Here is a 23,628-nt window from a genome sequence, read left to right as displayed (position 1 = left end):
ATTGACCTCGCTTTTCTAAAACTCTAACTTGATTTCATGCCTGATTCCGAACTTGGCGGTACATTATTTGGCCCCCGGGCGCGACTTGCCCTGCCCATCGCCGTCATCCTGGGACTCCTGTTATTTGTCCTTACCTACCTGGGCATACAGAAGAGCCGCAGCGACAGCCTGGAATTGATACGCCAGCAGGGAACCGCCCTGATCGAAAGCATGACCCTCTCGGCCGATAACGCCATCAAGGCCAATTCCCTGTTCGATCTCTTTGTGCAGGAGAAATTCTCCGACCTGGTCGGGTTTCTCGATAGCCGCCGCGACCTGCGCTATTCCTCCGCCGAGATGGCCGATTTCTCCTCCGAATTCGGCATCGATGCCATTTTTATTTTCGATACCAGCTTAACGCCTGTCGCCGCCGGAGCGCGCGGGCTGTTTATCAATCTGGAGGAAATTCGCGAGTTGCTAATGCCTCTGATTGACTCGCTCCTCAACGATTCGGTCTCCGGCAGCCGCTTCCAAACCATCGAAAGCGGATCGCCGGGAAATGCCTCGCTGCTTTTCCTGCAGAAAAGCGCCGATGAAAAATTTGTCTTTGCCTTTGTCTCCGATGCGCTGTTCTATTCCTCCGCCAAGAGAGATATCGGCATCGGCTACCTGGTGCAGAATATCGCCCGTGAGGTCGGTATTGAGTACATCCTCTTTCAAACCGAACAGGGCATCATCTTCTCCTCCCGCAAAATAGGCCCAATGCTGAAAATCGAGAAAGACCCGTTCCTTGCCTCGGCGCTGGAATCGGATACCGTGCTCTCCCGTGAATATCTCTACAACGAAATGCGGGTTCTGGAATTGGTCAAACCGTTTTCCTCGGTCGAATATCCCCGGGGTCTGTTCCGCCTGGGAATTTCCCTCGAAAAATATTACAGCATTATGGCCGGTTTTGACCGCCAGATGATTGCCTTGAGCGCTGTCATTTTTGCCGTTCTTGTCCTGGCAATGCTCTATTTGTCCGGAAAACAGAAGCGTATCAAACTTGACCGCTCCTTTAAGAGAGTTAAGTCGCTTTCGGAAAAAGTATTTGATAGTATTAATGCCGGGCTGGTCACGATCGGCAAAGATGGTACTATCGAGATGGCCAATCGCCAGTTTCTGAATATTTTCGCCGCCCGGGAAACGGAAATTGTCGGACAGCTCTGGCAAAACCTGGCTTTCCGGACAGTCATTCCTTTTGACCGAATCCTTTCGGGTCATCATGGTCCCGGTGAGGTGGAGTCAACCCTGGAACTGCCATCCGGCAAGAAGCACCTTCTGATTAACATCGCCCGCCTTTATGACTACGAAAACAAAGAGGCCGGAGCGGTGGCTGTGGTGTACGATTACACCGGCATCAAGGAACTTGAGGAAACCGCCCGCCGCAAGGAGCGTCTCACCGAATTGGGAGACCTGGCCGCCGGCGTGGCGCATGAAATCAGGAATCCGCTCAATGCCATTTCCATCGCCGCCCAGCGTCTGATGGCCGAATTCAAGCCAAAAGAAAATCCCGAGGATTTTCAATCCTTCACCCGCCAAATTAAATCGGAGGCCAATCGCCTGAATGAAATCGTTTCCCGCTTCCTGGCGATGGCGCGCGGACAGTCATCTGCCCGGAATCAATTTGATGCCGGTCATGTTACCGAGGAAGCGGTGCGCTTTCTTGGCCTTGGAATTGAGACCGACAGAGTCAAACTTGAATCGCGGATCGAATCGGGCCTTTCCATCCGTGGAAATGAAGACCGCCTCAAACAACTGGTCATTAACCTCGTTCGCAACAGCCTCGAGGCCTGCGGGGAAAAAGGCGGAAATGTCCTGGTCAGGTTATTCCGCGACCATGAGCAGGTAGTTCTTCTGGTTAAAGATACCGGCCCGGGAATTCCCGAGGAGATAAGAAAGAAAATATTCAGCCCCTATTTCACGACCAAGGACAAAGGTACCGGTCTGGGCCTTTCGATCGTGCATCAGATTGTCGAGGAATTTCAGGGGAAAATGGAATTGCTCACGCCGCCCGGGGGGGGCGCCGAATTCAGAATCATATTTCCCGCCGCATAAAAAAACGGCGGCCGAAGCCGCCGTCTTGATAATGTTGCCGATTACTGCGGCGGCGGAACCGCCGGAATCTGCTTCTTGATCCATGCGGTACTGACCGATTTGGGACGCGTAAGGGCCGTCCCGATGGCGCGGTTGTAAACCAACTGCGACAACATTCCCATGGCACGCGACACCGCAAACAAAACGGTGTAGTACGGGAACTCGGTCAATCCGTAGTGATAGAGCAAAGCGCCGGAGCCGGCATCAACATTCGGCCACGGATCTTTGACCTTGCCCTGCTCGGCCAGGACCTTCGGTACTACATCAAAGACCTTGGCCACCAGCTGGTACACCGGATCATCCGGGATATATTTCTTGCCGAATTCCAAGAAGGCGGTGAAACGCGGGTCGGTCACGCGAAGCACGGCATGGCCGTAACCGGGAATCACCTGCCCGGACTTGAGCGTCTCCCACGCGAATTTATACAAGTCCTCATCGGAGGGAACACCCTTGAATTTCTTGATTACTTCCAGAATCCAGGCGAGGCATTCCTGATTGGCCAGACCATGAAGAGGACCCGCCAGACCGTTCAGCCCTGCGGATACGGCATAGTAGGCATCGGAAAGCGCCGAGCCGACCGTATGGCAGGAGAAGGCGCTGACATTGCCGCCCTCATGATCGCTGTGCAGCGTCAGATAGAGCTGAATCAATTTGGCGAAAGTGCCCGATTTATCTTTAATGCCGAGCATATGGGCGTAGTTGGCGCCCCAGTCGAGATCTTTCTTGGGGCCGATCTTGTTCCCCTTGTTAAACCGCATGCGGTAAATCCCCGCGGCGATTACCGGCATCCGGGCCAGAATATTGAGCGAATCCTCCAGCATCGGTTTCCAGTACTCATCCTTGGTCATTCCGGCATCGTACATCTTCCGGAATTCCGATTCCTTCTCCATGACCAGAATGGCCGTATCGAGCATCACCATCGGGTGGGAATCTTTCGGCATGGCCGTTAGTACATCCCAAACATATTTGGGAACCTTGGCCCTTTCCGAGAGGTCTTTCTGAAGCGCTTTCAGAGCGGTCTTGTCGGGAAGCTCCCCCGTGCAGAGAAGATAGAAAATCTCTTCCGGCAGTTTCTCGGTCAAATCCTTGATCGGGAAGCCCCGAATCACCAGACCGGTATCGGCGTTTACAACCGATGTGTCGCAGATCATTCCCTTGACACCGCGCATGCCGCCATAGGCCTGCCCGATGTTTACCTCGGAGATTTTGATCTCACCATGATTCTTGGTGAGATTCTTTATCTCCTCCTTGAGTCCAGGAATGATTTCGGACAACCTTTTCTGTAATGTGGCCATCTTTTTTACTCCTGTAAATGTTGATTATTAATGTTTCTTAATGTCAATCCCAGCCTTGTGAATTCTTTCACATATATTAGATTATGATATATTAACTTATCCCATCCTGCTTGTCAACAGAACAATTTCTAAATTTGAAAAATTTGGACTCAATTCCACCAAAATCGGAGATTGGGCAGCCTGATGCGAAGATCTTTGATTGTTCCGGTGTATGAAGCCTGCCCCTGCCTCGACAGGGCGGCTCTCCTTTTAGCAAAACATCTTGCCGGGGTTGAGCATATATTGCGGATCGAAAACCTCTTTGACCCCCCTCATGAAGGCGATTGTGGCCCGACTGAATTCAAGATAGAGAAACTCCTTTTTTGTCAGGCCGATTCCATGTTCGCCGGTCAGAGTCCCGCCAAGTTCAAGGGTTGTCGCAAAAAGCCTTCTGATCCCCTGGTCTATATATTCATCTTCTTTGCCCCCCTCTGTCGCCGCCAGAAAATTGACATGTAGATTGCCGTCGCCGGCATGGCCGTAAGAGTTTATCCTGACCGGATATTCCTCGTTTAGGCGGGCCACAAAAGCGACCAGTTCGGGAAGCCGCGAGGGAGGCACACAGACATCCTCGGAAATTTTCCTGACCGCCGACGCCTTGACCGCCTTCGAGAGATTCCGCCTGATTTTCCAGAGATTTTCCGCCTGTTCTGGATCGCCTTCGCTTTTCAGATAAATCGCCTTGAAAATCCGGCAGATATGGATGATCCGCTCCGTCTGAAGCTGGTCTTCATGCCCGGCCGTCTCGAAAAGAAGCAGGGCGGCCGCATTATCGATTTCTATCGCCTTCTCATACTGGTTAGAGCAGGCGATTGCATCGCCATCCATATACTCCATAACCGCCGGAACAATGCCGCAGCGGGTTATCTCGCTGACCGCCCGGGCCGAGTTCTCGGGATTATCAAAGGCAGCCAGGATAGTGGTCCCTTTGGGGGGAAGGTCTATCAACCGGACCGCGATTTCGGTGATTGCCGCCAGAAGTCCCTCGGAGCCGGTCAGGATGACGGCCAGGTCAAATAGCTCCCCATCCGAGTACACCCCGGTCTTAAGGATTTCACCTTCCACGGTCACGCCTCTCAGGCCGATGATATAATCCTTCGTGACCCCGTATTTTTTGCAGTGGAGGCCTCCGGCGCATTCGGCCACATTGCCGCCCAGCGACGATTCATCATAGCTGGCCGGATCGGGGGGATAAAACAGGGAATGCCTTTCCGCCTCTTTCATCAAATCAATCGTAATAACTCCCGGGCCGCAGAAAGCCATCTTTCTTCCCGCATCAATTTCAAGTTTTTTGAGATGTTCCAGTGACAAAAGCAACCCATCCGGCACCGGCACCGCCCCGCCGGTGTATCCGGTTCCGGCGCCGCGGAAAACAATCGGGATTCCCTCTTCGCGACAAAGATCGGTGATCTCAATGACATCGCTTTCATTTTCGGCGAAGAATATGGCCGGCGGCCTGACCCTTATTTCCGAGGCGTCTCGGAAATAATCCGGAAGGGTATCGGTATCAAGAATTACTTTTTGATGATACTTCTCTTTGAGAGAAGAAAAAAACCGACTGTGACTCTCAGTCGCCACTCTTGGGGCCTGCTTCGGTCTTTTCTTTCTTAGTTTCGGTCGGCTTAACCGTAATTATTTCGCCACCCTCTTTTTTTCTCGATTCCTTGTATGCATCGGAACGATGATCGGTGATATAGAATCCCGAGCCTCTAAAAAGAAATCCCGCGCCGCCGGTAACCATCCGGCGGGTTTTGCCCATGCATTTGGGGCAGCTTTCCACAGGCGGGTCGGTCATCTTCTGAAACTCTTCAAATTCATATTCGCACTTGGAGCATTTATACTGGTAAGTCGGCATATCACTCGACTCCTTGGACTATTATTACTCAGTCATTCACTTAATATCGGTCGCACCCAAATCAATTCCTGCGACCTTTGACCAAATATTAGACCACCCCGCGGGGTGGTCTAATATCTTTATATCATCTCCGTTTAACAGATTTTGACGGCGAAAGTTCACCGCAAAATCCGGCTATAAGTGCCCTTAAATCGGAAAATCCTTCTTCTTTGGGCCGGCCTCGACAATCTCGGGCGGGCAGCCATCACGGAACTTCTTGAAATTCTCGATAAACAGCGCCCCCAACTGGAGATATTTATCCTTGTATGAGGCGCGGTCATCCCAGGTGTTGATCGGATTAAGCACCTTTTCCGGCACTCCCTCGCAACTCTTGGGAACCTGGAAACCAAAAATCGGATCGGTATAGAATTCCACATTCAGAAGCTTGCCGTCCAGTGCGGCATTCAGAAGCGCCCGGGTATGGTGGATACTCATCCGCTTGCCGATTCCATATGGCCCACCGGTCCAGCCGGTATTCACCAGCCAGCAATTCACTTCGTGTTTGAGAATCTTGTTCTTAAGCATCTCGGCATAATAGTAAGGGTGGTGCACCATGAATGGCGCGCCGAAACAGGCGCTGAAAGTTATTTCCGGCTCCTTTCCCAGACCGATTTCGGTGCCCGCCACCTTGGCGGTATATCCGGAAATGAAATGGTACATCGCCTGATCCGGCGTCAGCCTGGCGATCGGCGGCATCACGCCCGAGGCATCGCAGGTGAGCATCAGGATATTCTTGGGGTGTCCCCCCATTTTGCTCGGAACCGCATTGTCGATAAAACTCAGGGGATACGAAGCCCTTGTGTTTTCGGTGCGGGTGTCGTCATCCAGGTCGAGAAGCCTTGTCACCGGGTCGAAAATCACATTTTCCAGAATTGTCCCGAATTTCCGGGTGCAGGCATAAATCTGCGGTTCCGCCGTCGGCGAAAGCTCGATTACCTTGGCGTAACAGCCGTTCTCAAAATTGAATACCCCTTCATCGCTCCAGCCATGCTCGTCATCACCGATCAACTGCCGATTCGGGTCCGCCGAGAGAGTGGTCTTGCCGGTTCCGGAAAGGCCGAAGAAGAGCGCCGTTTCGCCGTCTTTTCCCATATTGGCCGAGCAGTGCATGGTCATAATTCCATCCAGCGGCAGCAGGTAGTTTAGAAGGGTAAAAACCGATTTCTTGATTTCGCCGCCGTAACCGGAACCACCGATAATGCAGATTTTCTGGTCGAAACTGAGGAGAATAAAAGTGGGGGAGAGGGTGCCGTCGATTTCAGGCAACCCTTGGAATGATGGCACCGATATCACGGTAAATTCCGGTACAAACCTCTTCAGCTCATCATTGGTGGCCGGCTGAATGAACATATTCCGCGCGAAATGCGAATGCCAGGCCAGTTCGGTGATAATCCGCACCGGCAGACGATAGTTCGGGTCGGCGCCGCCGTAGCAGTCCTGCACAAAGAGGTCGCGCCCCTGCATGTACCCCTGCAGGCGCTGAAAGACGCCGTTGAATTTGTCGAAGTTGAAAGGACGGTTGTACTGTCCCCACCAGATATTCCCCTCGCTGTTAGGCTCCCGCACTATAAATTTGTCGTTGGCGGCGCGAGCCGTATGTTTCCCGGTGTTGACAATGAACGGCCCCATCAATGAAATTTTCCCCTCGCCCCGGAATATCGCTTCTTCATAAAGAGCTTCGGTGGGAAGATTCCAGTAGACATTATTCAGATTTCGAAAGCCGAGGTTTTCCAGGCCGAAATCACTCTTGAGGTCTTTGGCCTGAGACAGCGCCGGAGACTTTATATCAAGTATGTAGTGACTCATTTCCAGTTTCTCCTGTATTTTCTGTCGCCAATGAAAATCTCATTGGGTGAATCGGGGTCGAGCGCCCATTTGATACGGGCGATGCCCTGGGTTATCTCCTTCATGCTGCCGCAATAGCTCAGGCGAAGGTGACCCTCCATACCGAACTCTTTGCCCGGAACCGTTACCACCAGCGCCTTCTCCAACAGCATCTTCGAAAGCGCCACTGAGTCTTTGCTATACGCCCGGAAATCCGGAAGACAATAGAAAGTACCGTCGGGCGGGATAGTCCTGATGCCGGTGAAAGCCCGCAGTTCGTTGAGCATCACATTACGGTGGTTTTCGAGTGTGAGACGCAGGCTTTCAACACTGCTCTGTACCACGTTGAGAGCGCCGGCGGCCGCCTCCTGAAGCACCACCGAGGGGCAGGACATATTCTGCGCCTGAACATTTATCATGGCTCCGATTATCTTGGTGTTGGCCACCGTCCAGCCGATCCGGAACCCCGTCATGGCATACATCTTGGACACGCCGTTGACCACAATCAGTTTGGAGGAATCGGTCTGGTCTTTGGCAAATTTATAGCATGAGACAGCGGTCTTCTTGTCAAAAACCAGCTTGTGATAGATATCATCCATGATCAGGTAAATGCCCTTTTTCTCGCAGAACTCGACAATCTGGGCGATCAGCTCCGCAGGATAAATGGCGCCCGAGGGATTATTGGGACTGTTGACAATTATCGCCTTGGTATAGGAACTGGTCGACTCGATAATATCGTCTATCGAGGGAAAGAATCGGCCGTCCTCGGGATTGACAACCACCGGAATACCATAGCACATCTTGACAATTTCCGGGTAGCTGACCCAGTACGGAGCGAGAATTATCACCTCGTCCTGCGGGTCCAGCAGAGTCACCATGAGATTGTAAATGGCATGCTTGGCGCCATTGGAGATAATAACATTCTTGGTGGTGACCGCTTTTCCGTAGTTTTCCTCGGTGTACCGTACCACTGCTTTCGTAAGAGAGGAAATCCCCTCGGTCGGGGTATAACGGATATCGGCGGTGGTCAGTTTGGCGGCGGCGCTCAGGATGGCATCGAGAGGCACCTTGCTTTTCGGCTCCCCGGCCCCGAGATGAATCACCGGTTCGCCGCGGTCCCGAAGTTTTCCCGCCGCTTCATTCATTTTTAAAGTCGGCGATTCTTTGATTTCACGCGCAAGTTTACTGATGGTCATAGGATCATCCTTTCATTAGCATCGCAATAGCGGTCACATCGACAATATCCTGTGCCGTACAACCGCGGGACAGGTCGTTGGATGGTTTGGCCAGACCCTGAATGATCGGCCCGGTGGCCATGGCATTGGCCAGCCGCTGTGTTAGCTTGTAGGCAATATTGCCGGCATCGAGATCCGGGAAAATAAGAACATTGGCATCACCGGCAATAACCGAACCGGGGGCCTTCGATTTGGCCACCTCCGGCACGATGGCGGCATCAACCTGAAACTCGCCGTCCACTTTCAAATCGGGATAGTTCCTTTTCAGAATTTCCAATGCCGCCAGAACTTTATCGACATCCTCATGCTTCGCCGAACCCTTGGTCGAAAACGACAACAGCGCCACTTTCGGCTCCTCGCCGACCAGATTCTTCATCGTCTGTGCCGTCGAAACCGCGATTGAGGCCAGCTGCTCCGGGTCGGGATTCGGCACTACCGCCGAATCGGCATACATGAATATTTTATTTATCGTGTCACGATATTTCGGCACCGTCATCATGAACGCCCCCGAGACCGTCTTTATCCCCGGCGCCAGACCAATCACCTGAATACCCGCGCGAAGAACATCGCCGGTAGTGTTGATCGAACCGGCCACCGAGCCGTCGGCCATGTCGCGGCGCACCATCATGGCGCCGAAAAACAGGTAATTCTTCATCGTCTCTTCGGCTTCTCTCTCGCTTATCCCTTTGGCCTTGCGAAGTTCATAAAACTCGGCGGCAAAAGAGGGGAGAAGCTCCGAATTTTTCGGGTCGATCACCCGCACCAGTTCGAGATTCAACCCTTCGGCTTTGGCCAGCCGGGCGATCTCATCTTTGTTACCCAGAAGGGTCACCCCCGCGATTTTCTGTTCCACAATCGCTTTGGCCGCTTTTACCACCCGCGGCTCGGTCCCCTCCGGAAGCACCACCCTTCTGCTCTTGGCCCGCGCCTTTTCCTTGATTATATCAAGAATATTCTTGCCCCCTCCAATTTCAGACAACATCTAACAACTCCTGTTCACTCAATGATGAATATTATTATTTTATGTCTCATTCAAATCGGGATTGGCCAGAAACGCCTCGATAAACATATCGATATTCCCATCCATCACCGCCTGCACGTTCGAGGTCTCCACATCGGTGCGATGGTCTTTCACCATGTTGTAGGGATGGAACACATAACTCCGTATCTGGCTGCCCCATTCAATTTTCTTTTTGGTTTTTTCCACCTCCGCCCGCTTTTTCTTCTTCTCCTCAAGCTGCATCTGATACAGCCGCGACCGCAGGATACGAAACGCCACCTCGCGGTTTTTTAGCTGGCTGCGCTCGTTCTGGCACTGAACGACAATGCCGGTCGGGAAATGGGTGATCCGCACCGCCGAGGAGGTCTTGTTGACATGCTGTCCCCCCGCGCCCGAGGAACGATAGGTATCCAGCCGGATATCATCATCCTTGATTTCAATCGCGACCGTATCCTCCACCTCGGGATAAACATAGACCGAAACAAACGAGGTGTGCCGCCGGCTGTTGGCGTCAAAAGGGGAGATGCGCACCAGCCGATGCACCCCCGATTCCGCTTTGAGATACCCGAACGCATATTCGCCGGTGATTTCGATCGTGGCCGATTTGAGCCCCGCCTCTTCTCCCGAAAGATAATCCAGCAGTGAGACCTTAAACCCTTTCATTTCACACCAGCGGTTATACATCCGGAACAGCATATCGGCCCAGTCCTGCGATTCGGTGCCGCCGGCGCCGGGATGGATCGTCAAAATGGCGTTGCGGGCGTCATCCGGGCCGGAAAGAAGCGTGGTCAATTCCAGCTTCTCCATTTCGCCGACCATCTGGTCGAGCGAATGCTTTATTTCCACCACATCGGGCGAGTTTTCATCGCCGTTGGTAAGCGAAAACAGCTCATCGAGGTCGGATAATTCCGCATTATAGCGCCCGACCCTCTCCATCCATTTTTTGTGCTCGGATATTTCCTTCAGGATCGCCTGAGCCTTTTGATTATCGCTCCAAAAATCCTGGGCGGATGTCAGCTGTTCCAATTTGTTAATTTTTTCACGACGTCCTTCCAGGTCAAAGAAACCTCCCTAGTTTGGAAAGTCGTGTCTTTAAATCAGATATGGTCTCTTTTACGTCGTTTATCATTCTCAAATCCTTCAATAAGATATGTAATATATACCCCTTTCCCCCCAAAAGTCAAATGTTAAAATGATTAAATTTTCTCCAAGAAATATCCAAATTATGAGAAAAATCCACCGGGCGCCAACAATCGAGGACTAAATTTGGTTTATTTCAGGGGCGGTCCGAAATGCCCTCCGAATTCCGCCGCAGGCGGAATGAGCGGGGGTTTCGACGATTCATACTGATCAACCTAAATCCTGGAGCAACGGGAGCGAATCAAGACAGAAACACTCAGGATAAGGAGAGAATTATATCGAAAAGCGCTTGACATTAGGCAAAGCGCGGCCTAACTTAGACAGTTCAGAGGATATGTTTAAACGAACCGGGATGAAACTGCAAGATGAATCCGTTTCCGATCTCGGGGTCTTTAAGCCTGACTTGTAGATAACATCTCACAATCTGTTAACAGAATAGCCCAATGCTGAACGGTATATATGGCGTCTACGAACCTAATATCGGAATGTCATTGGCATAAGGTAACGTGTCATGGTTTGGAGCACGTTGGAAAGGAGAGTCAAATGCAATGTTGTTCACGTTCGACCAAAATTGGTCTCTTGGTTCTTGTAAGTTTCCTGTTTTTGCCTGGATTGACAATGCAGGTGCACGCGACAACTTACAGGCTTTTGTCGGTCGCTGACGCCGATGTTTCCATCAAATACCCCAATACCAATGATGGTGGTGGTATCGCCCTTCTTGTGGGCTACGATGTCAATAATGGTCGGCTGCGATCGTTCTTAAAATTCGATCTGTCAGTAATTCCTTCAGGAGAAGCACCATATATAACAGATGCCAGATTGAAGATTTACAATGCAGGGTCGAATCCCAACCAGTCATCCTATATTCTCTTGGTCTCGGCTGCGTGGGACGAATATACCATAACCTGGAATAATCAGCCTAGCGCTTCCGTAGTACTCGGCCAGTCAACGCTTTTACCGGGATGGAGCGACATACAAGTCGACGCGCCAAACTTCTATGACATCAAGAACTGGGTAACTGGTAGCCAAAGCAACAATGGCTTCGAGATTAGACCGATAACCGAATATACCACGGGCATCGCCGAGTTGAGATCAAGGCAATCGTCATCATTCCCAGAGACATTGGTTGTGGTGACTACTCCTCCCCAAAATGTTACTTTTAGTGTAATCAGTGTACCAGAGAATGGCGTGTACGTCTTCGTAACTCCATCCGACGCTGATGGAAAATCCGGCGGTTACACACCTGCCACTTTTCGCTATAGCCAAGGTGCATCGGTCAGGATAGCAGCTTCAAACCCCGCCTTGGGAAGGACGTTTCTAGGTTGGTGGGATGTCTGTAACCTCCTTACCATGGACCAGTGGATCGATATCTCTGCGAGTCAGGGAGCCACGTATGTTGCGGAATATACAAAAGATGTTCCCATAGTCAGTTGTACTCCGCAATGTGGTTATGTGAGCATTAATTGGAATACGGTCACCGGAGCGACTGGCTATACCCTCTACCGGGACGGCGGAACCTTAGGTACATTCAGTCCGCCATACAATGACTACTCCGGCGGGTCGCACTGCTATCAGGTTGATGCTCAATACGGCTGTTACTACAATTCCAGCAAATCGTCGCAGTCATGTTGTTCCCCCTTGCCCCCTCCTATTCCGCCGGTCATCACGGGGCCTGCGTCCGGGTGTACGAATGTTCAGTATTGTATATCGTGGGGTGCGGTTGCGGGTGCGACCAGTTACGAGATTCAGGAGAATGGTGGAGGCTGGACGGACATTGGTAACGTAACGCAGCGATGCTATACTAAGGCCTCAGGGGGATCTTATTGCTACTATGTTCGGGCGAAAAACAGCTGTGGACAAAGTAATTCCAGTAACCAGCATTGCGTGACGGTGGATCCTGTTCCTCTGCCACCGTTCATTACGGGGCCTGCGTCCGGGTGTACGAATGTTCAGTATTGTATATCGTGGGGTGCGGTTGCGGGTGCGACCAGTTACGAGATTCAGGAGAATGGTGGCGGCTGGACGGACATTGGTAACGTAACGCAGCGATGCTATACTAAGGCCTCAGGGGGATCTTACTGCTACTATGTTCTGGCGAAAAACAGCTGTGGGGCAAGCAACCTCAGCAACCAGATTTGCGTGACGATCATCACGATTCCGGCAAATCCGAATCCCGGAAGCATGATTCCAAGCAGTGGCGCACACGGTCCTGTCGTCTTATCGTTCATCTGGCAGTGTGTCTCACAAGCCTCTGGTTACAGTCTCCAGATAGATACTAGTGCTTCAAGCTTTCTGCACTTGTGGAAGGACACAACTATCAGCTCTTGCAGCGTACAACTCACTGTGCCAGGCGGCGATTTGTGGTGGCGTGTTAGATCCTTCAACGCTTGTGGCCCCAGTGGCTGGTCGGGCCCGAACACCTACACAGACATATCTGATATATACACCGGCAAATTGCCTGAGGATTTCGCACTGTTTCAGAACCATCCAAATCCGTTCAACCCGGCCACAACAATTGGATTCGCTGTTCCCCAAAGATCTCATGTCACCGTTGCAGTTTATAACCTGCTGGGTGCCGAAATAGCCAGATTGGTTGACCATGAGTTTTCGCCCGGTACTTATCAAGTTGTTTGGAACGGTCGAAGCAAGGACGGTCAGTCGGTCTCAACAGGCATCTATCTTTATAGAATTGTAGCGGGTGAATTTTCTGAGACCCGCAAAATGCTGCTTCTAAAATAGGCAACTACAGAAATAGGGCAAGGCAGGCTTCAATAGCCTGCCTTACAAAACTCATAATATATCCCGCGAAATCCACAGGTCACAAATATTCTTTCTAACATTTTTCTAACAGCCGTTGTAGACCCCGTCTTAATTGTCAAGGGCATAATTAGGATTAAAGCGGGTCTCATTTTTGAGCATCGCCTTTCACCGTCACCCAAGCAAAATCACTACAACTTCGATGGTGATTTACGCCCTACCCCTTATATATGAATAATAATTCCCCGGCCATAAATAGTCTGATCGCCAAAAGGAGATTGTCACAGCTCATCATAATGCACAGAAATTGTTCATTCTTGGCCTTTGGCGCAAACATGCCACCGTGATATTTTAAAAATCGAAGAAACGAACCCAATTTACGCCATAGAGCGAATATCGCCTATCTCATTGTCGCACATACAGGTGTAGGTCGAAATTCCCCCGAATTCCGCAGAATGCGGAATGAGCGCGGGTTTCGACATTTCCGGGCTAGCTCACTTGTCGGCGCTCAGAATTACCGGCATGGAATTGGACGAGTTGCCGACTATCACGATCTTCGAGTTGGTCGAGGTCGCCAGATGCTCGGTGGCCTCGATTCCCTTCCACTTCAGATACGACGATGTCAGCCCGGCCGAGACAATTTTCTGAAAGTCGGCAATACCCTGTGCTTCGATCCGCTTGCGGTCAGCCTCGAGTCGCTCCTTCTCGATGGTAAACTGCATCCGCTGAGTCTCCTGATCGGCGGTCAGCTTGAAATTGATCGCATCGGAAATCTTTTCCGGTATCTGCACGTTGCGAATCAGTACATTTTCGATGACAATCCACTTCTTGGCCACCGATGCCTTCAGTTCGTCAATAATCTCCCTGGCCACCTGTTCGCGCTTCGTGGAATAGATCTCCTCGGGCTTGTAGCGACCGGCGACAGCCCTGGCGATACCTCTGATATTGGGCGCTACGATATCCGAGTAGTAGCCTTCTCCCACCGTAACCTGAAGCGAATCGAGCTTTGTCGGTTCCGGGTAATAGAGAATCGAGACTTCCATTTTGATCGAAGCGCCGTCGGACGACAGAACCGTAAGGTCTTCCTTCTGCTCCTGAATCTGAGTGCGGTATACGAACATCTTGTTCCACGGCAGGTGGAAAGTGAAGCCTTCGCCATAGATCCGTCCGAACTCCGTGCCGGATCCAAAAGTGCTGTAGAAAACGGCGCGATGTCCCGAGGGAACCTGGGTTCCGCAGCCGGCCAGCGCCAATAACGATACCGAAAGTAACAGCAGAACGATGCTTTTGCTCTGTGTCATGGTCTTCAAACCTCCTTGTTTAGCAAAGACAACTTATCTCTTTGTCTTGAGTGATCTGATCTTCCCCTAAAAAAATGGACATGTGCTTAAGATAGGGCCGCCGCCCTTTCAAAGTCAACTGTATTTCTTTGTTCCGCCGGCTCTTATACCGCTTGCCCTGTCCGGCGTGACCCTGCGGCATAACCCCAATCCGCCCCCCCTTGCCAAACCCAAATTTATCCCTTACATTCCACCCTGTTGTTCCAAAAAGGTTTTGACCGCCTGCACCTTTGATTATTGGAGGAGATATGAGGATAACAGCGCTATTGGCCATAATAACAATTCTATTCGGCTTTGCCGCCCTGACCCCGGCCACAGATTCACAAATCACCGAGCAGGATTTCCGCTCTTTCCTGAAGGACTATGAGACCAAAGTAATCCCGCTCAGCCGCGAAAGCAGCCTTTCCTCATATAATGCCTCAATCTCGGGTAACGCCGCCGACTACGAAAAATCGGCGCAGATACAAATCACCCTCGGCAAGATTTATTCCGACACCGCCGCCTTTGCCAGAATCAAGGCCTTCCGGGAATCAGGGCAGATCACCGACCCGCTTCTCAAACGCCAGTTAGACATTCTGTACCTCTCTTATCTCGGAAGTCAGATCGATACAAAAACCCTTGAGGAACTGGTCAACCGCGGGACTGCCATCGAGCAGAAATTCAACACCTTCCGCGTCAAAGTCGGCGCACAAACCTTAAGCGATAATGAGGTCGACTCCATTCTCAGGCACTCAACCAATTCGGCCGAACTCGAGGAGACCTGGAAAGCCAGCAAGCTGGTCGGCCGTGAAGTAGCCGCGGAGCTGCTGGAATTGGTCAAACTTCGCAACCGGGCGGCGCAAAAATTGGGCTTCAAGAATTATTACGAGATGCAGATTACGCTCAGCGAGCAGGACCCGGCCGAAATCGCCGCCCTATTTGACCAGCTCGACACCCTAACCCGCGCACCGTTTGTGATTTTCAAAGGTCAGATCGATTCCGTGCTGGCCGCTCTATACAACGTGCCCAAGAGTCAATTGCAGCCCTGGCACTACCAAAACCGGTTTTTCCAGGAAGCTCCCGCGATATACAACGTGAATATTGATGCCTTCTATCAAGGCAGAGACCCCATAGCCATCGTCCGCAGCTACTTTGCCGGAATCGGTCTCCCGGTGGACAGTATCCTGGCGCACAGCGATCTGTACGAACGCCCCGGTAAGTACCAGCACGCCGTCAGCTATGACATCGACCGCTCCGGTGATGTTCGTATCATCTGCAATGTCCGCCCCGATTATTCCTGGACCGGCACTCTTCTCCACGAATTGGGGCACGCCGTATACGATTATTACGGCGATCATCAGGGGCCGTGGCTTTTGCGCGGTGCCGCCCACAGCCTCACCACCGAAGCAATGGCCAATTTCTTTGGCCGATTGCCCGCCAATCCGCGGTGGCTGAAACAGGTGGTCGGAGTGCCGGCAGCCGAGGTCGACAGAGTAGCCGGCGATATTGTACGGATGCATCGTCTGGAACAGTTGGTTTTCTGCCGCTGGACTCTGGTGATGGTGCTGTTCGAGCGCGCCCTCTATGAAAATCCCGACCAGAATCTGAATAAGCTCTGGTGGGACCTGGTGCAGAAATATCAGGGGTTGACCTGCCCGGCGGGGCGTGATGAGCCCGATTGGGCCTCCAAAATCCATATCGCACTTTATCCGGTCTATTATCACGACTACCTGATGGGCGAACTGCTCGCCTCCCAGCTGGCCGAAACGATCGGCCATAAGGTACTGAATTCACCTGACCCCTTTGATGAATCCTATGCCGGCGATCCTCGAATCGGGAAATTTCTGGTGGACAACATCTTTCTTGCAGGCGCGCGCTATCCCTGGAACGATATGATTCAGCGGGCGACCGGCGAAAAACTCACTTCGGTTTATTACGTAAGAGAATTTATCGAAAATAAATAGATTCCAGATTGGTATTCGATCCCCACGTTCTGTGGGGATTTCCGGGTAAGTCATAAAAGGAGCAACTGATGAGTAAGGCGGCCTTTTTTCTGGTGTTCATAGTGCTTTCATTATCAACAAGTATCTTCTCTCTTCCGGCATTTGACAGCAAGGTGGTCGGATTTTATCCTGTGAACAATAATGTATCCCTTTATCAAAATGTCGATGATTCCGGCCGCAATCGCGGCAAGACCCTCCAGGTCGTCTCGATAAATACACTTAAGATTCTGACCAAATTTGATTTTGAGTTCAGCGCCGATTTCAACTGGAATATGTCATACAAGAAGTATGATTATTATATGGAGCTGGGCGTCGTCAAGCCGGTTGTCTCAAGTCTGTCGATTAATTACCAGCGGGTCATCTCGACGTTTGAGAATAAGCCGGTCAATCAATTCGGCCTCCGCTTTTCTTTTTAGAAACCCCAATGCTTTTGCAGAGAAATTGTTTCCCTAAAGTCCTTGGAGCATCCGTTTCCACATTAAATTGTCTGTGCGTGTTCCGTAGGGACAGGACAACATCGTTCTGTCCTCTCGCATTTTTCTATGGCCGCCAATATATCATATGTTGTATTTTTGATTTGCAGTCATGAACGCCCCGAGAAAGGAGTCCCGGATGTATCTCATGTATCGATGTTTATCAACAATATTTGCTTTAACCCTTATCTTCGCGGCCTGCAATCAGGAGACTGATGAGCAACTTATCGGCATCATGCAAAATTCTCTGATAAGCGAGTGCGGCCGGCTTCAGGAACCTGCCCTGAAAGCTATTTCCCGACTACTGGGACGTTCGAATAAAGCTGTCAGCAGAGACAGCGTCCTGAATTGCCTGGTTGTTTCGGGCGCCTCCTGCCTGGATGTCGAGGCCAGTTGGATCGATACATCAAGAGCCCGCCAAATCTACGACATTCTGAAAAATATCGGCGATAGTCTGGTAGTTGAAACACTGGGTCGCCAGATTATGGACCAGGAAATAAGATTACGTGTTCTCTATCTCGGAGCAAAACTGGGTATCATAGGAACCGAGACGAAACTGAATGCTATCCTTCTGCACCATGGTGACAAACAGATGGCCGAGGATTTCCTTAATTCCGGCTCCGCGCAACTGTATGAGGGTGGCAAGCAGTGGGGTGACGCGAACGGATATAATATTGTCACGGGTGCGGGAAGTCATCGCATGCGGTGGGGTAGTTTCTAATAGCAAATCTACTGTATCCGGCGCAGACAGAACAATCTTTCTCTATAACGAACAACAGGACGCTGTCTCTACGCAAATGAAAAGATTTACTCGGGTTTAGTGCGGAGAAGACGAACAATATAGATTCTTCTCCGCTCACCGATCAAATTTAATTCCAGCACCCGGCCGCTCTTGTCCACGGCAATTCCAATCCGGCCAAGGGTCTTGTGTGAACCGAACAATCGCGCCACCGGATTTCCATCCCTGACATAGCAGCTTTCGATAATCGCCGCATGTCCCTTATAATGACCGTCCCTGCTCTTTATCCAGTACTGTATCAAATCGCCGTGGCGAACATCGTCCGGTTTGATCTCCTCGCCCAATTTCATTACCTCAGTCAAAGCATAAACCACTCCTTTTGTCCGGGCGTCATTATGCTCGACAAATGAATCCAGCGCCGCCGATCTGCTCGGAATCCCGGATATATTAACCGCTTCAGCTTCAGCCTCGGATAAATCTCTCTCCAATATCCTTTCCAGCACCTTCTGCATGAATTGGGTGCAGTCAATCTGTTTTTTGCTCATATTCGAGCCGTACCTATATCCGGCGTAAGTTGTCCCCGCCAGTTCATGCGCGGTTTTCAAAACATCGGGAGTAGTATCCTTTTCCTCTGGTGCTTGAAGCGCAATAAGCTCTCCTGTTGTCAGAAGTAGAGCAGCGGCGAGAATAGTCAAAAGGCTTTTCATCATGCGTGCCAAGTTAATTGACTCTTATTCCTTTCGGCAAGCCTTTTTCAGTTGACAATCGACATGATCACCAATCGGAACTAATACCCGTTCTCTTTCTTTACTTGACATCGGCATTGGGGAACATTTATTGGTGTAAGTCGTTGTTAGCCTTAATATGATTAAACTTGAAGTAGAAAATCTGGCCAAGCGGTTCGGCTCCAGGAAAGTGTTCGAAAATATCTCTTTCGCTCTTAAACAGGGGGAGTCGATTGCTATTGTCGGCCCGAACGGCTCCGGCAAATCGACCCTGCTGAAACTGCTCATCGGTTTTGCATTCCCTACAAAAGGAAGAGTGGTTTTCTCGGACGAGGGGAAAAACTATATGGCTCTCTGACCGCCCGCGAAAATCTTGACTTCTTCGCCCGTGTCAACGGCGATCTTGTCACCAATGAGGAGATTGATAAGGTTCTGGCTCAGGTCGGCCTCAAGGGACGGGGAGAGGACTTTGTGGCGGCCTATTCCTCAGGCATGATGCAGCGTCTCAAGTACGCCGTGGCCCTGCTTAAAGATCCGGCCATCCTGATGATCGATGAGCCGACCTCCAACCTCGATGAGGCCGGAAAGAAAATGATCTCTGACCTTATAGAATCACGCCGCACAAAGTCGTTGATTATTATCGCCACCAATGAAAAGGAGGAGTATTCGCTTGCCGAGAAACTCTGTCAGCTGGGTGGCTAAAGTTATCGCGGTCACCCGCAAAGATATCGTTTCCGAGTTCCGTACCCGGTACGCCCTGAATGCGATTTTGATGTTTGCGCTGGTGACGTTGACCGTCATATCTTTCGCGGTGGGTGCATTGGAACCCTCCAAAGAGATCATGGCGGCCCTTTTCTGGATAATACTCTTCTTTGCCGCCATGTCGGGTCTGGCGCAGGTTTTTATCAAGGAGGAAGAATCGGGGACAGCCATGATTCTTAAACTTTCCTCCGAAGGGGCCGTAATATTTTTCGGCAAACTCTTTTTCAATTTAATCCTTTTGAGCATTCTGGCCGTTTTGATTATCCCTCTTTTTATAGTGCTGCTGAAAACCTCGCCCGCCAATTGGGGGATTTTCCTGACCGGGGTGATTCTGGGGATAATCGGACTTTCGGGAGCAACCACTATCATTGCCGCCATTGTTTCCAAGGCAACCGTGAAAGGGGCGCTTTTCACGGTGTTGTCGTTCCCAGTGTTGATGCCGCTTCTGGTGGCTGTGATAGAAATCACAAAAGTGGCCTTCCTCGGAGGCGGTTATAAAGAGGTCTGGCCGCCGATGCAACTTATTATTACTTATGATGTTGTGATGATTACGCTGTCGCTTCTATTGTTCGATTTTGTCTGGCGGCAATGATGAAAGATGATAAAAAAGATTAGGATTTACCATTATTTTTATTAGATTGGCGAACTCTTAGGACGTAAAACGGTTTGATGAAGTATATGTGGTGGAAAATATTGATATTTCTGGCGATGTCGGGGGTTATTATAATGGCCTTCGCTACCCCGTCACCAATGGACCCGGCTAATTCCTTGGGCCCGGCCGATGCCTACCGGATATTCTACTTTCATGTTCCGCAGTCATGGGTTGCCTCGCTTGCTTTTCTGATATCGATGTTCTTCTCAATCCGCTTCCTGCAGACGAAAAATAAGAAATTCGATCTGAAAGCGGTCACAGCCAACCGTCTCGGGCTTATCTTTGCGATTCTGGCCGCTATTACCGGTTCGATATTCGCCAAGACGACCTGGGGTGAATTCTGGAACTGGTCGGAGATCCGCGAGGTTTCCATTTTTATCCTTCTGATAATCTATGGCGCTTACTTTGCTCTCCGCTCGGCGCTGCCCGACCCGGATAACCGCGCCACTCTTTCCGCGGTGCTGTCGATAATTTTTGCCGTTTCGGCGATTTTCCTTATCTTCATTCTGCCCCGAGTTTACCCGACTTTTTCCCAGCACCCGTCCGATTCGGTCGTTGATAAAACCGGCAAACTCACGATGGGCCCGATGGTCAGCATCATATTTTTCACTTCGCTGGCGACCTTTACGGCTCTCTTTCTATGGATATATAATTTGTCTTTGAAGGTCTTTAAGGCTGCCGAAGAAAATCTCTTGGAGGATATTTAAAATGAATCCCAACTATGTCGTCATGGTTGTAACCCTGGTCATTTGGGTCGGAATATTCCTTTATCTTTTATCCCTGGATAAAAAAGTGAAGAAACTGGGGAGCAAAAATGAAGGCTAAGTATATTATCGGAGCCGCAGTCATCGTGATTTTTGTCCTCTGGGGCGCCTCCGCCTTCTTAAAAACGACGGTGCAATATGTCTCAATAGCCGAGGCCAAGAAAATGGGGAAGACGGTTCAGGTGGTGGGAAATATCGATTTCAATGATGTTGAGTTTGATGCCGAGAACCGCCGGCTGATTTTCACCATATATGATTCCGCCGCCGGAAATGCCTCAACCTCCGAAAGAATGAAAGTTATTTATAAAGGAGTGGTGCCGGGTAATTTCGAACAGGCGACTCAGGTAGTGGTGCGGGGGAAACAGAGTTCCGAGGGATTTATCGCCGATAAATTGCTGGTCAAGTGCCCTTCCAAGTATCAGGGTCTCAATAAAGACTCGATGGGATCGGCAGGTTGATAATGGCACCGGGACAGTTGGGTGATTTTGCGCTCGTCTTGGCCTTTGCCATGACCCTCCTTTCCGGAGTCGCGTTTCTGTTGACCGCCCTGGGTAAAAGAAACCTCTCCGATCTTGGAACCAAAGCTTATGCTCTTCAGATGACCTTCGCGACCGTTGCTTTGGGATATCTGTATTACCTTTTTTTCACGCACAATTTCGCCATAAAGTACGTTTTTGAATACTCTTCCTCCGACCTCCCATTTTTCTATCTCCTTTCGGCGTTCTGGGGCGGGCAGGAGGGAACCTATCTGCTCTGGTTATTCCTGAGCACCCTTTTCGGATTTTTCATTCTTTCTCGAACCGGAAGATATTCCACCTGGGGGATGTTTTTCCATTCCCTGGTGCATTTATTTCTCTTGTGTATCCTGGTTTTCGGTCTATCGCCATTCCGGCCGCTCGAATTTGCCGCTACTGAAGGGGCCGGGCTCAATCCGCTCCTTCAAGACCCCTGGATGGTGATTCACCCGCCGGTCATGTTCCTTGCCTTTGCCATGGCCGGGATTCCCTTTGCTATTGCCCTGGCCGCACTGGTCAAACGCGATTTCTCGCAGTGGCTCAAAATCACACTTCCTTATGTCGCGAGTACCTCTCTTGCCCTGATAGTCGCCAATGTCTTGGGCGGCTATTGGGCCTATAAGACACTTGGCTGGGGCGGTTACTGGGCCTGGGACCCGGTGGAAAATACTTCTTTCGTCCCCTGGGTGATTTCTATTGCCCTGATTCATGGCCTTCTTATCGAGCGCCGTTCCGGAGCGCTTCGGCGCGCCAATCTTCTGCTGACCGCTTCTATTTTTTTCCTGGTGATTTATGGCACTTTTCTAACTCGTTCCGGCGTGCTGGCCGATTTTTCGGTCCATTCCTTGGTCGACCTCGGTATCAATGGCATGCTGGTCGGTTTTCTTCTGGCCTTTCTTGCCCTGACTTTGGCCATATTCCTAATTTCGAGGAATCCCGATAAGGTTGGCGCCCCGCTCAACTATAATATTTTTTCCCGTGATTTCATGCTCTTTGTCGGGATGGTGCTCTTTTTGATAATAGGTGCGGTCGTGCTTTTCTGGTCATCGCTTCCTTTGATCACCAGATATCTTACCTCGTCACCGGCGGCCGCCGATGTCGCCACATATAACGCTTTTGCGTTCCCTCTGGCCATTATCGTCAGTCTCTTTTTGACCCTCAGCCCATTCTTGGCCGGACCCGGATTTAAAATTGAGAATATCAAGTCGAAAGCAATTTTTGCTTTTGGAATCGCTTTGATCGTGGCTGCGGCGCTTTACGTTCTCAAAGCATTAAGCTTCACTGTAGGAATCACTGCTTTCATTTATCTGGGCGTGATAATTCTTTACATGCAGGGGTGGCCTTTAATCAGACAGATTTCACAGGCTTTAGCGGTAGGAATGGTGGGAATCATTATCGCATTGGTTCTGGGGGTAAGATCGGTCGAATATCTGATTTTTATCGGTGCGGCAATAGCCGCCGCCGGTTCCCATGTCGCTATCATTATCCAGTATATTCCGCGCCGAATGGAACTGGTCGGCGGGCACCTCTGCCATTTTGGGTTCGGATTGATGCTGGTTGGGATTCTCGCTTCCTCGGCCTTTTCTTCCAGCGAGCAGATCACAATTCCCCGGGAAGGAAAGCAGTCGGCTTTTAAATACGGCATCACCTATCACGGTACGGCCGGTTCCATACAGGAGACGAACAATGAAATTCTGCTGACTCTTGAAGACAAAGGAACCAAAATTGATGCCCGGCCTCAATTCTTCTATACCAAACGGATGGAAGGGATGATGAAAAAGCCCTATATCCGCAAAGGCCTCTTTTACGATTTATATCTTTCGCCGCAGGATATTCAGGAAATGCCTCAGGCCGGCGCCCTCCAATTACGGAAAGGGGAATCGGCCCCCGCGGGGGATTTCATAATCAGATTTGTTGATTATGATATGAGCGCCCATGCCACCTCGGGCGGGATGTCGGTGGGAGCGACTCTGGAGGTCGATTATAAAGGCACCAGAGAGACGGTCACACCGCGTTTGGTTTCCAATCCACTGGCGGCTGAACAGGGAGGACCGAATATGATCCCGGAGCCGGTCAAGCTTTTCAGCGGGCAGAATTATGATATAATACTCGAGCGGGTTAACGCCAGTGAGGGATCTGTGACCCTTTCCATTCCGGGTCTGGCCGAATCTTCTCCGCCGGATCAGCTGATACTGGATGTTTCCATCAAACCGGGCATTAACCTCCTCTGGCTGGGGACATTCGTCATTTTCCTTGGGATGGCGATGGTCGTCTACTATCGATTCAAAAAATAGAATATACTTTCCAATTTCCGGGCAGGCCTTATCAGCCTGCCTTTCTTTTGCCCTTTCCTCCCGGATTCTGCAAAGGGGCTGAG

19 protein-coding genes and 1 pseudogene are annotated in these 23,628 nt (G+C 50.8%); 11 read left to right on the top strand and 9 right to left on the bottom strand.

Features of this window, described 5'->3' with window-relative positions:
• Nucleotides 1-36 precede the first annotated feature (36 nt).
• Nucleotides 37-2,076 carry an ATP-binding protein gene (locus tag NT002_03935; GenBank protein MCX6828413.1) on the top strand — a complete coding sequence of 680 codons (2,040 nt, stop codon included), beginning with the start codon at nucleotides 37-39 and terminating at the stop codon, nucleotides 2,074-2,076.
• 41 nt (nucleotides 2,077-2,117) lie between these two features.
• Here NT002_03935 and NT002_03930 read toward each other — a convergent pair whose 3' ends face one another.
• The 7 genes from NT002_03930 to prfB all read right to left on the bottom strand — a co-directional run bounded on the left by NT002_03930 (nucleotide 2,118) and on the right by prfB (nucleotide 10,531).
• The gene (locus NT002_03930) at nucleotides 2,118-3,410 is read right to left on the bottom strand and encodes a citrate (Si)-synthase (GenBank protein ID MCX6828412.1); all 1,293 of its coding nucleotides are present in this window, start codon (nucleotides 3,408-3,410) and stop codon (nucleotides 2,118-2,120) included.
• A gap of 249 nt (nucleotides 3,411-3,659) precedes the next feature.
• A complete protein-coding gene (locus NT002_03925; protein ID MCX6828411.1) occupies nucleotides 3,660-5,027 on the bottom strand; it encodes an FAD-binding protein in 1,368 nt (455 codons plus the stop codon).
• Nucleotides 5,017-5,304, bottom strand: coding sequence for a zinc ribbon domain-containing protein (locus NT002_03920; protein ID MCX6828410.1), 288 nt, complete (start codon nucleotides 5,302-5,304; stop codon nucleotides 5,017-5,019). The genes NT002_03925 and NT002_03920 overlap by 11 nt, the downstream gene beginning before the upstream one ends.
• 186 nt (nucleotides 5,305-5,490) lie before the next feature.
• Nucleotides 5,491-7,149 carry a phosphoenolpyruvate carboxykinase (ATP) gene (gene pckA, locus NT002_03915; protein ID MCX6828409.1) on the bottom strand — a complete coding sequence of 553 codons (1,659 nt, stop codon included), beginning with the start codon at nucleotides 7,147-7,149 and terminating at the stop codon, nucleotides 5,491-5,493.
• Nucleotides 7,146-8,363: a pyridoxal phosphate-dependent aminotransferase gene (locus tag NT002_03910; protein ID MCX6828408.1), complete on the bottom strand. Its 1,218-nt coding sequence runs from the start codon at nucleotides 8,361-8,363 to the stop codon at nucleotides 7,146-7,148. The genes pckA and NT002_03910 overlap by 4 nt, the downstream gene beginning before the upstream one ends.
• Before the next feature lie 4 nt (nucleotides 8,364-8,367).
• Nucleotides 8,368-9,384: a phosphate acetyltransferase gene (pta, locus tag NT002_03905; GenBank protein ID MCX6828407.1), complete on the bottom strand. Its 1,017-nt coding sequence runs from the start codon at nucleotides 9,382-9,384 to the stop codon at nucleotides 8,368-8,370.
• Between the two features lie 39 nt (nucleotides 9,385-9,423).
• Nucleotides 9,424-10,531, bottom strand: a protein-coding gene (prfB, locus tag NT002_03900; protein ID MCX6828406.1) for a peptide chain release factor 2 whose coding sequence is annotated in 2 segments (ribosomal slippage) — nucleotides 9,424-10,473 and nucleotides 10,475-10,531 — 1,107 coding nt in all. Because the reading frame shifts where the segments join, the coding sequence is not laid out codon by codon here.
• 554 nt (nucleotides 10,532-11,085) lie between these two features.
• Here prfB and NT002_03895 point away from each other — a divergent pair.
• Nucleotides 11,086-13,281, top strand: a complete 2,196-nt coding sequence (locus NT002_03895) for a DNRLRE domain-containing protein (protein MCX6828405.1) — start codon at nucleotides 11,086-11,088, stop codon at nucleotides 13,279-13,281.
• 512 nt (nucleotides 13,282-13,793) lie between these two features.
• Here NT002_03895 and NT002_03890 read toward each other — a convergent pair.
• Nucleotides 13,794-14,600 (bottom strand): prohibitin family protein, encoded by an 807-nt coding sequence (locus NT002_03890; GenBank protein MCX6828404.1) that lies wholly within the window; start codon nucleotides 14,598-14,600, stop codon nucleotides 13,794-13,796.
• Nucleotides 14,601-14,887: 287 nt separating this feature from the next.
• Here NT002_03890 and NT002_03885 point away from each other — a divergent pair, with 287 nt between their 5' ends.
• From NT002_03885 to NT002_03875, 3 genes are all read left to right on the top strand, one after another.
• Complete coding sequence (locus NT002_03885) at nucleotides 14,888-16,582, top strand: M2 family metallopeptidase (protein MCX6828403.1); 1,695 nt, start codon at nucleotides 14,888-14,890, stop codon at nucleotides 16,580-16,582.
• Nucleotides 16,583-16,650: 68 nt separating this feature from the next.
• Nucleotides 16,651-17,037: a hypothetical protein gene (locus tag NT002_03880; GenBank protein ID MCX6828402.1), complete on the top strand. Its 387-nt coding sequence runs from the start codon at nucleotides 16,651-16,653 to the stop codon at nucleotides 17,035-17,037.
• Nucleotides 17,038-17,233: 196 nt separating this feature from the next.
• Complete coding sequence (locus tag NT002_03875) at nucleotides 17,234-17,815, top strand: hypothetical protein (protein ID MCX6828401.1); 582 nt, start codon at nucleotides 17,234-17,236, stop codon at nucleotides 17,813-17,815.
• 86 nt (nucleotides 17,816-17,901) lie between these two features.
• On the opposite strand, the gene NT002_03870 is transcribed toward NT002_03875, so the two are convergent.
• Complete coding sequence (locus NT002_03870) at nucleotides 17,902-18,552, bottom strand: hypothetical protein (protein MCX6828400.1); 651 nt, start codon at nucleotides 18,550-18,552, stop codon at nucleotides 17,902-17,904.
• A gap of 145 nt (nucleotides 18,553-18,697) precedes the next feature.
• Between NT002_03870 and NT002_03865 the strand changes: the two are divergent.
• The 6 genes and pseudogenes from NT002_03865 to ccsA (NT002_03840) all read left to right on the top strand — a co-directional run bounded on the left by NT002_03865 (nucleotide 18,698) and on the right by ccsA (NT002_03840) (nucleotide 23,545).
• Nucleotides 18,698-19,260, top strand: a pseudogene (locus tag NT002_03865) (ABC transporter ATP-binding protein).
• Nucleotides 19,229-19,912 carry a heme exporter protein CcmB gene (locus NT002_03860; protein MCX6828399.1) on the top strand — a complete coding sequence of 228 codons (684 nt, stop codon included), beginning with the start codon at nucleotides 19,229-19,231 and terminating at the stop codon, nucleotides 19,910-19,912. Before NT002_03865 ends, NT002_03860 begins: the two are co-directional and overlap by 32 nt.
• Nucleotides 19,913-19,989: 77 nt before the next feature.
• The gene (gene ccsA, locus NT002_03855; protein ID MCX6828398.1) at nucleotides 19,990-20,679 is read left to right on the top strand and encodes a cytochrome c biogenesis protein CcsA; all 690 of its coding nucleotides are present in this window, start codon (nucleotides 19,990-19,992) and stop codon (nucleotides 20,677-20,679) included.
• A gap of 1 nt (nucleotide 20,680) precedes the next feature.
• A complete protein-coding gene (locus NT002_03850; protein MCX6828397.1) occupies nucleotides 20,681-20,797 on the top strand; it encodes a CcmD family protein in 117 nt (38 codons plus the stop codon).
• Nucleotides 20,787-21,194: a cytochrome c maturation protein CcmE gene (locus NT002_03845; GenBank protein ID MCX6828396.1), complete on the top strand. Its 408-nt coding sequence runs from the start codon at nucleotides 20,787-20,789 to the stop codon at nucleotides 21,192-21,194. The genes NT002_03850 and NT002_03845 overlap by 11 nt, the downstream gene beginning before the upstream one ends.
• A 2-nt stretch (nucleotides 21,195-21,196) precedes the next feature.
• Entirely contained in the window at nucleotides 21,197-23,545 is a 2,349-nt protein-coding gene (gene ccsA, locus NT002_03840) for a cytochrome c biogenesis protein CcsA (protein ID MCX6828395.1), read from the top strand.
• The last annotated feature ends 83 nt before the right edge of the window (nucleotides 23,546-23,628 follow it).

It is taken from the genome of Candidatus Zixiibacteriota bacterium (genome assembly GCA_026397505.1).
Taxonomy (GTDB): Bacteria; Zixibacteria; MSB-5A5; order GN15; family PGXB01; genus JAPLUR01.
This window is presented reverse-complemented; position numbering and strand designations above follow the sequence as displayed.

Bases quoted from the DNA above. Each gene is read 5' to 3' on its own strand.
- NT002_03895 (MCX6828405.1), top strand. From the start codon at position 11,086: ATGCAATGTTGTTCACGTTCGACCAAAATTGGTCTCTTGGTTCTTGTA.
- NT002_03920 (MCX6828410.1), bottom strand. From the start codon at position 5,304: ATGCCGACTTACCAGTATAAATGCTCCAAGTGCGAATATGAATTTGAA.
- NT002_03850 (MCX6828397.1), top strand. From the start codon at position 20,681: ATGAATCCCAACTATGTCGTCATGGTTGTAACCCTGGTCATTTGGGTC.
- NT002_03890 (MCX6828404.1), bottom strand. From the start codon at position 14,600: ATGACACAGAGCAAAAGCATCGTTCTGCTGTTACTTTCGGTATCGTTA.
- NT002_03880 (MCX6828402.1), top strand. From the start codon at position 16,651: ATGAGTAAGGCGGCCTTTTTTCTGGTGTTCATAGTGCTTTCATTATCA.
- NT002_03885 (MCX6828403.1), top strand. From the start codon at position 14,888: ATGAGGATAACAGCGCTATTGGCCATAATAACAATTCTATTCGGCTTT.
- ccsA (MCX6828398.1), top strand. From the start codon at position 19,990: ATGAAGTATATGTGGTGGAAAATATTGATATTTCTGGCGATGTCGGGG.
- NT002_03910 (MCX6828408.1), bottom strand. From the start codon at position 8,363: ATGACCATCAGTAAACTTGCGCGTGAAATCAAAGAATCGCCGACTTTA.
- ccsA (MCX6828395.1), top strand. From the start codon at position 21,197: ATGGCACCGGGACAGTTGGGTGATTTTGCGCTCGTCTTGGCCTTTGCC.
- NT002_03875 (MCX6828401.1), top strand. From the start codon at position 17,234: ATGTATCTCATGTATCGATGTTTATCAACAATATTTGCTTTAACCCTT.
- NT002_03930 (MCX6828412.1), bottom strand. From the start codon at position 3,410: ATGGCCACATTACAGAAAAGGTTGTCCGAAATCATTCCTGGACTCAAG.
- NT002_03845 (MCX6828396.1), top strand. From the start codon at position 20,787: ATGAAGGCTAAGTATATTATCGGAGCCGCAGTCATCGTGATTTTTGTC.
- NT002_03935 (MCX6828413.1), top strand. From the start codon at position 37: ATGCCTGATTCCGAACTTGGCGGTACATTATTTGGCCCCCGGGCGCGA.
- pckA (MCX6828409.1), bottom strand. From the start codon at position 7,149: ATGAGTCACTACATACTTGATATAAAGTCTCCGGCGCTGTCTCAGGCC.
- pta (MCX6828407.1), bottom strand. From the start codon at position 9,384: ATGTTGTCTGAAATTGGAGGGGGCAAGAATATTCTTGATATAATCAAG.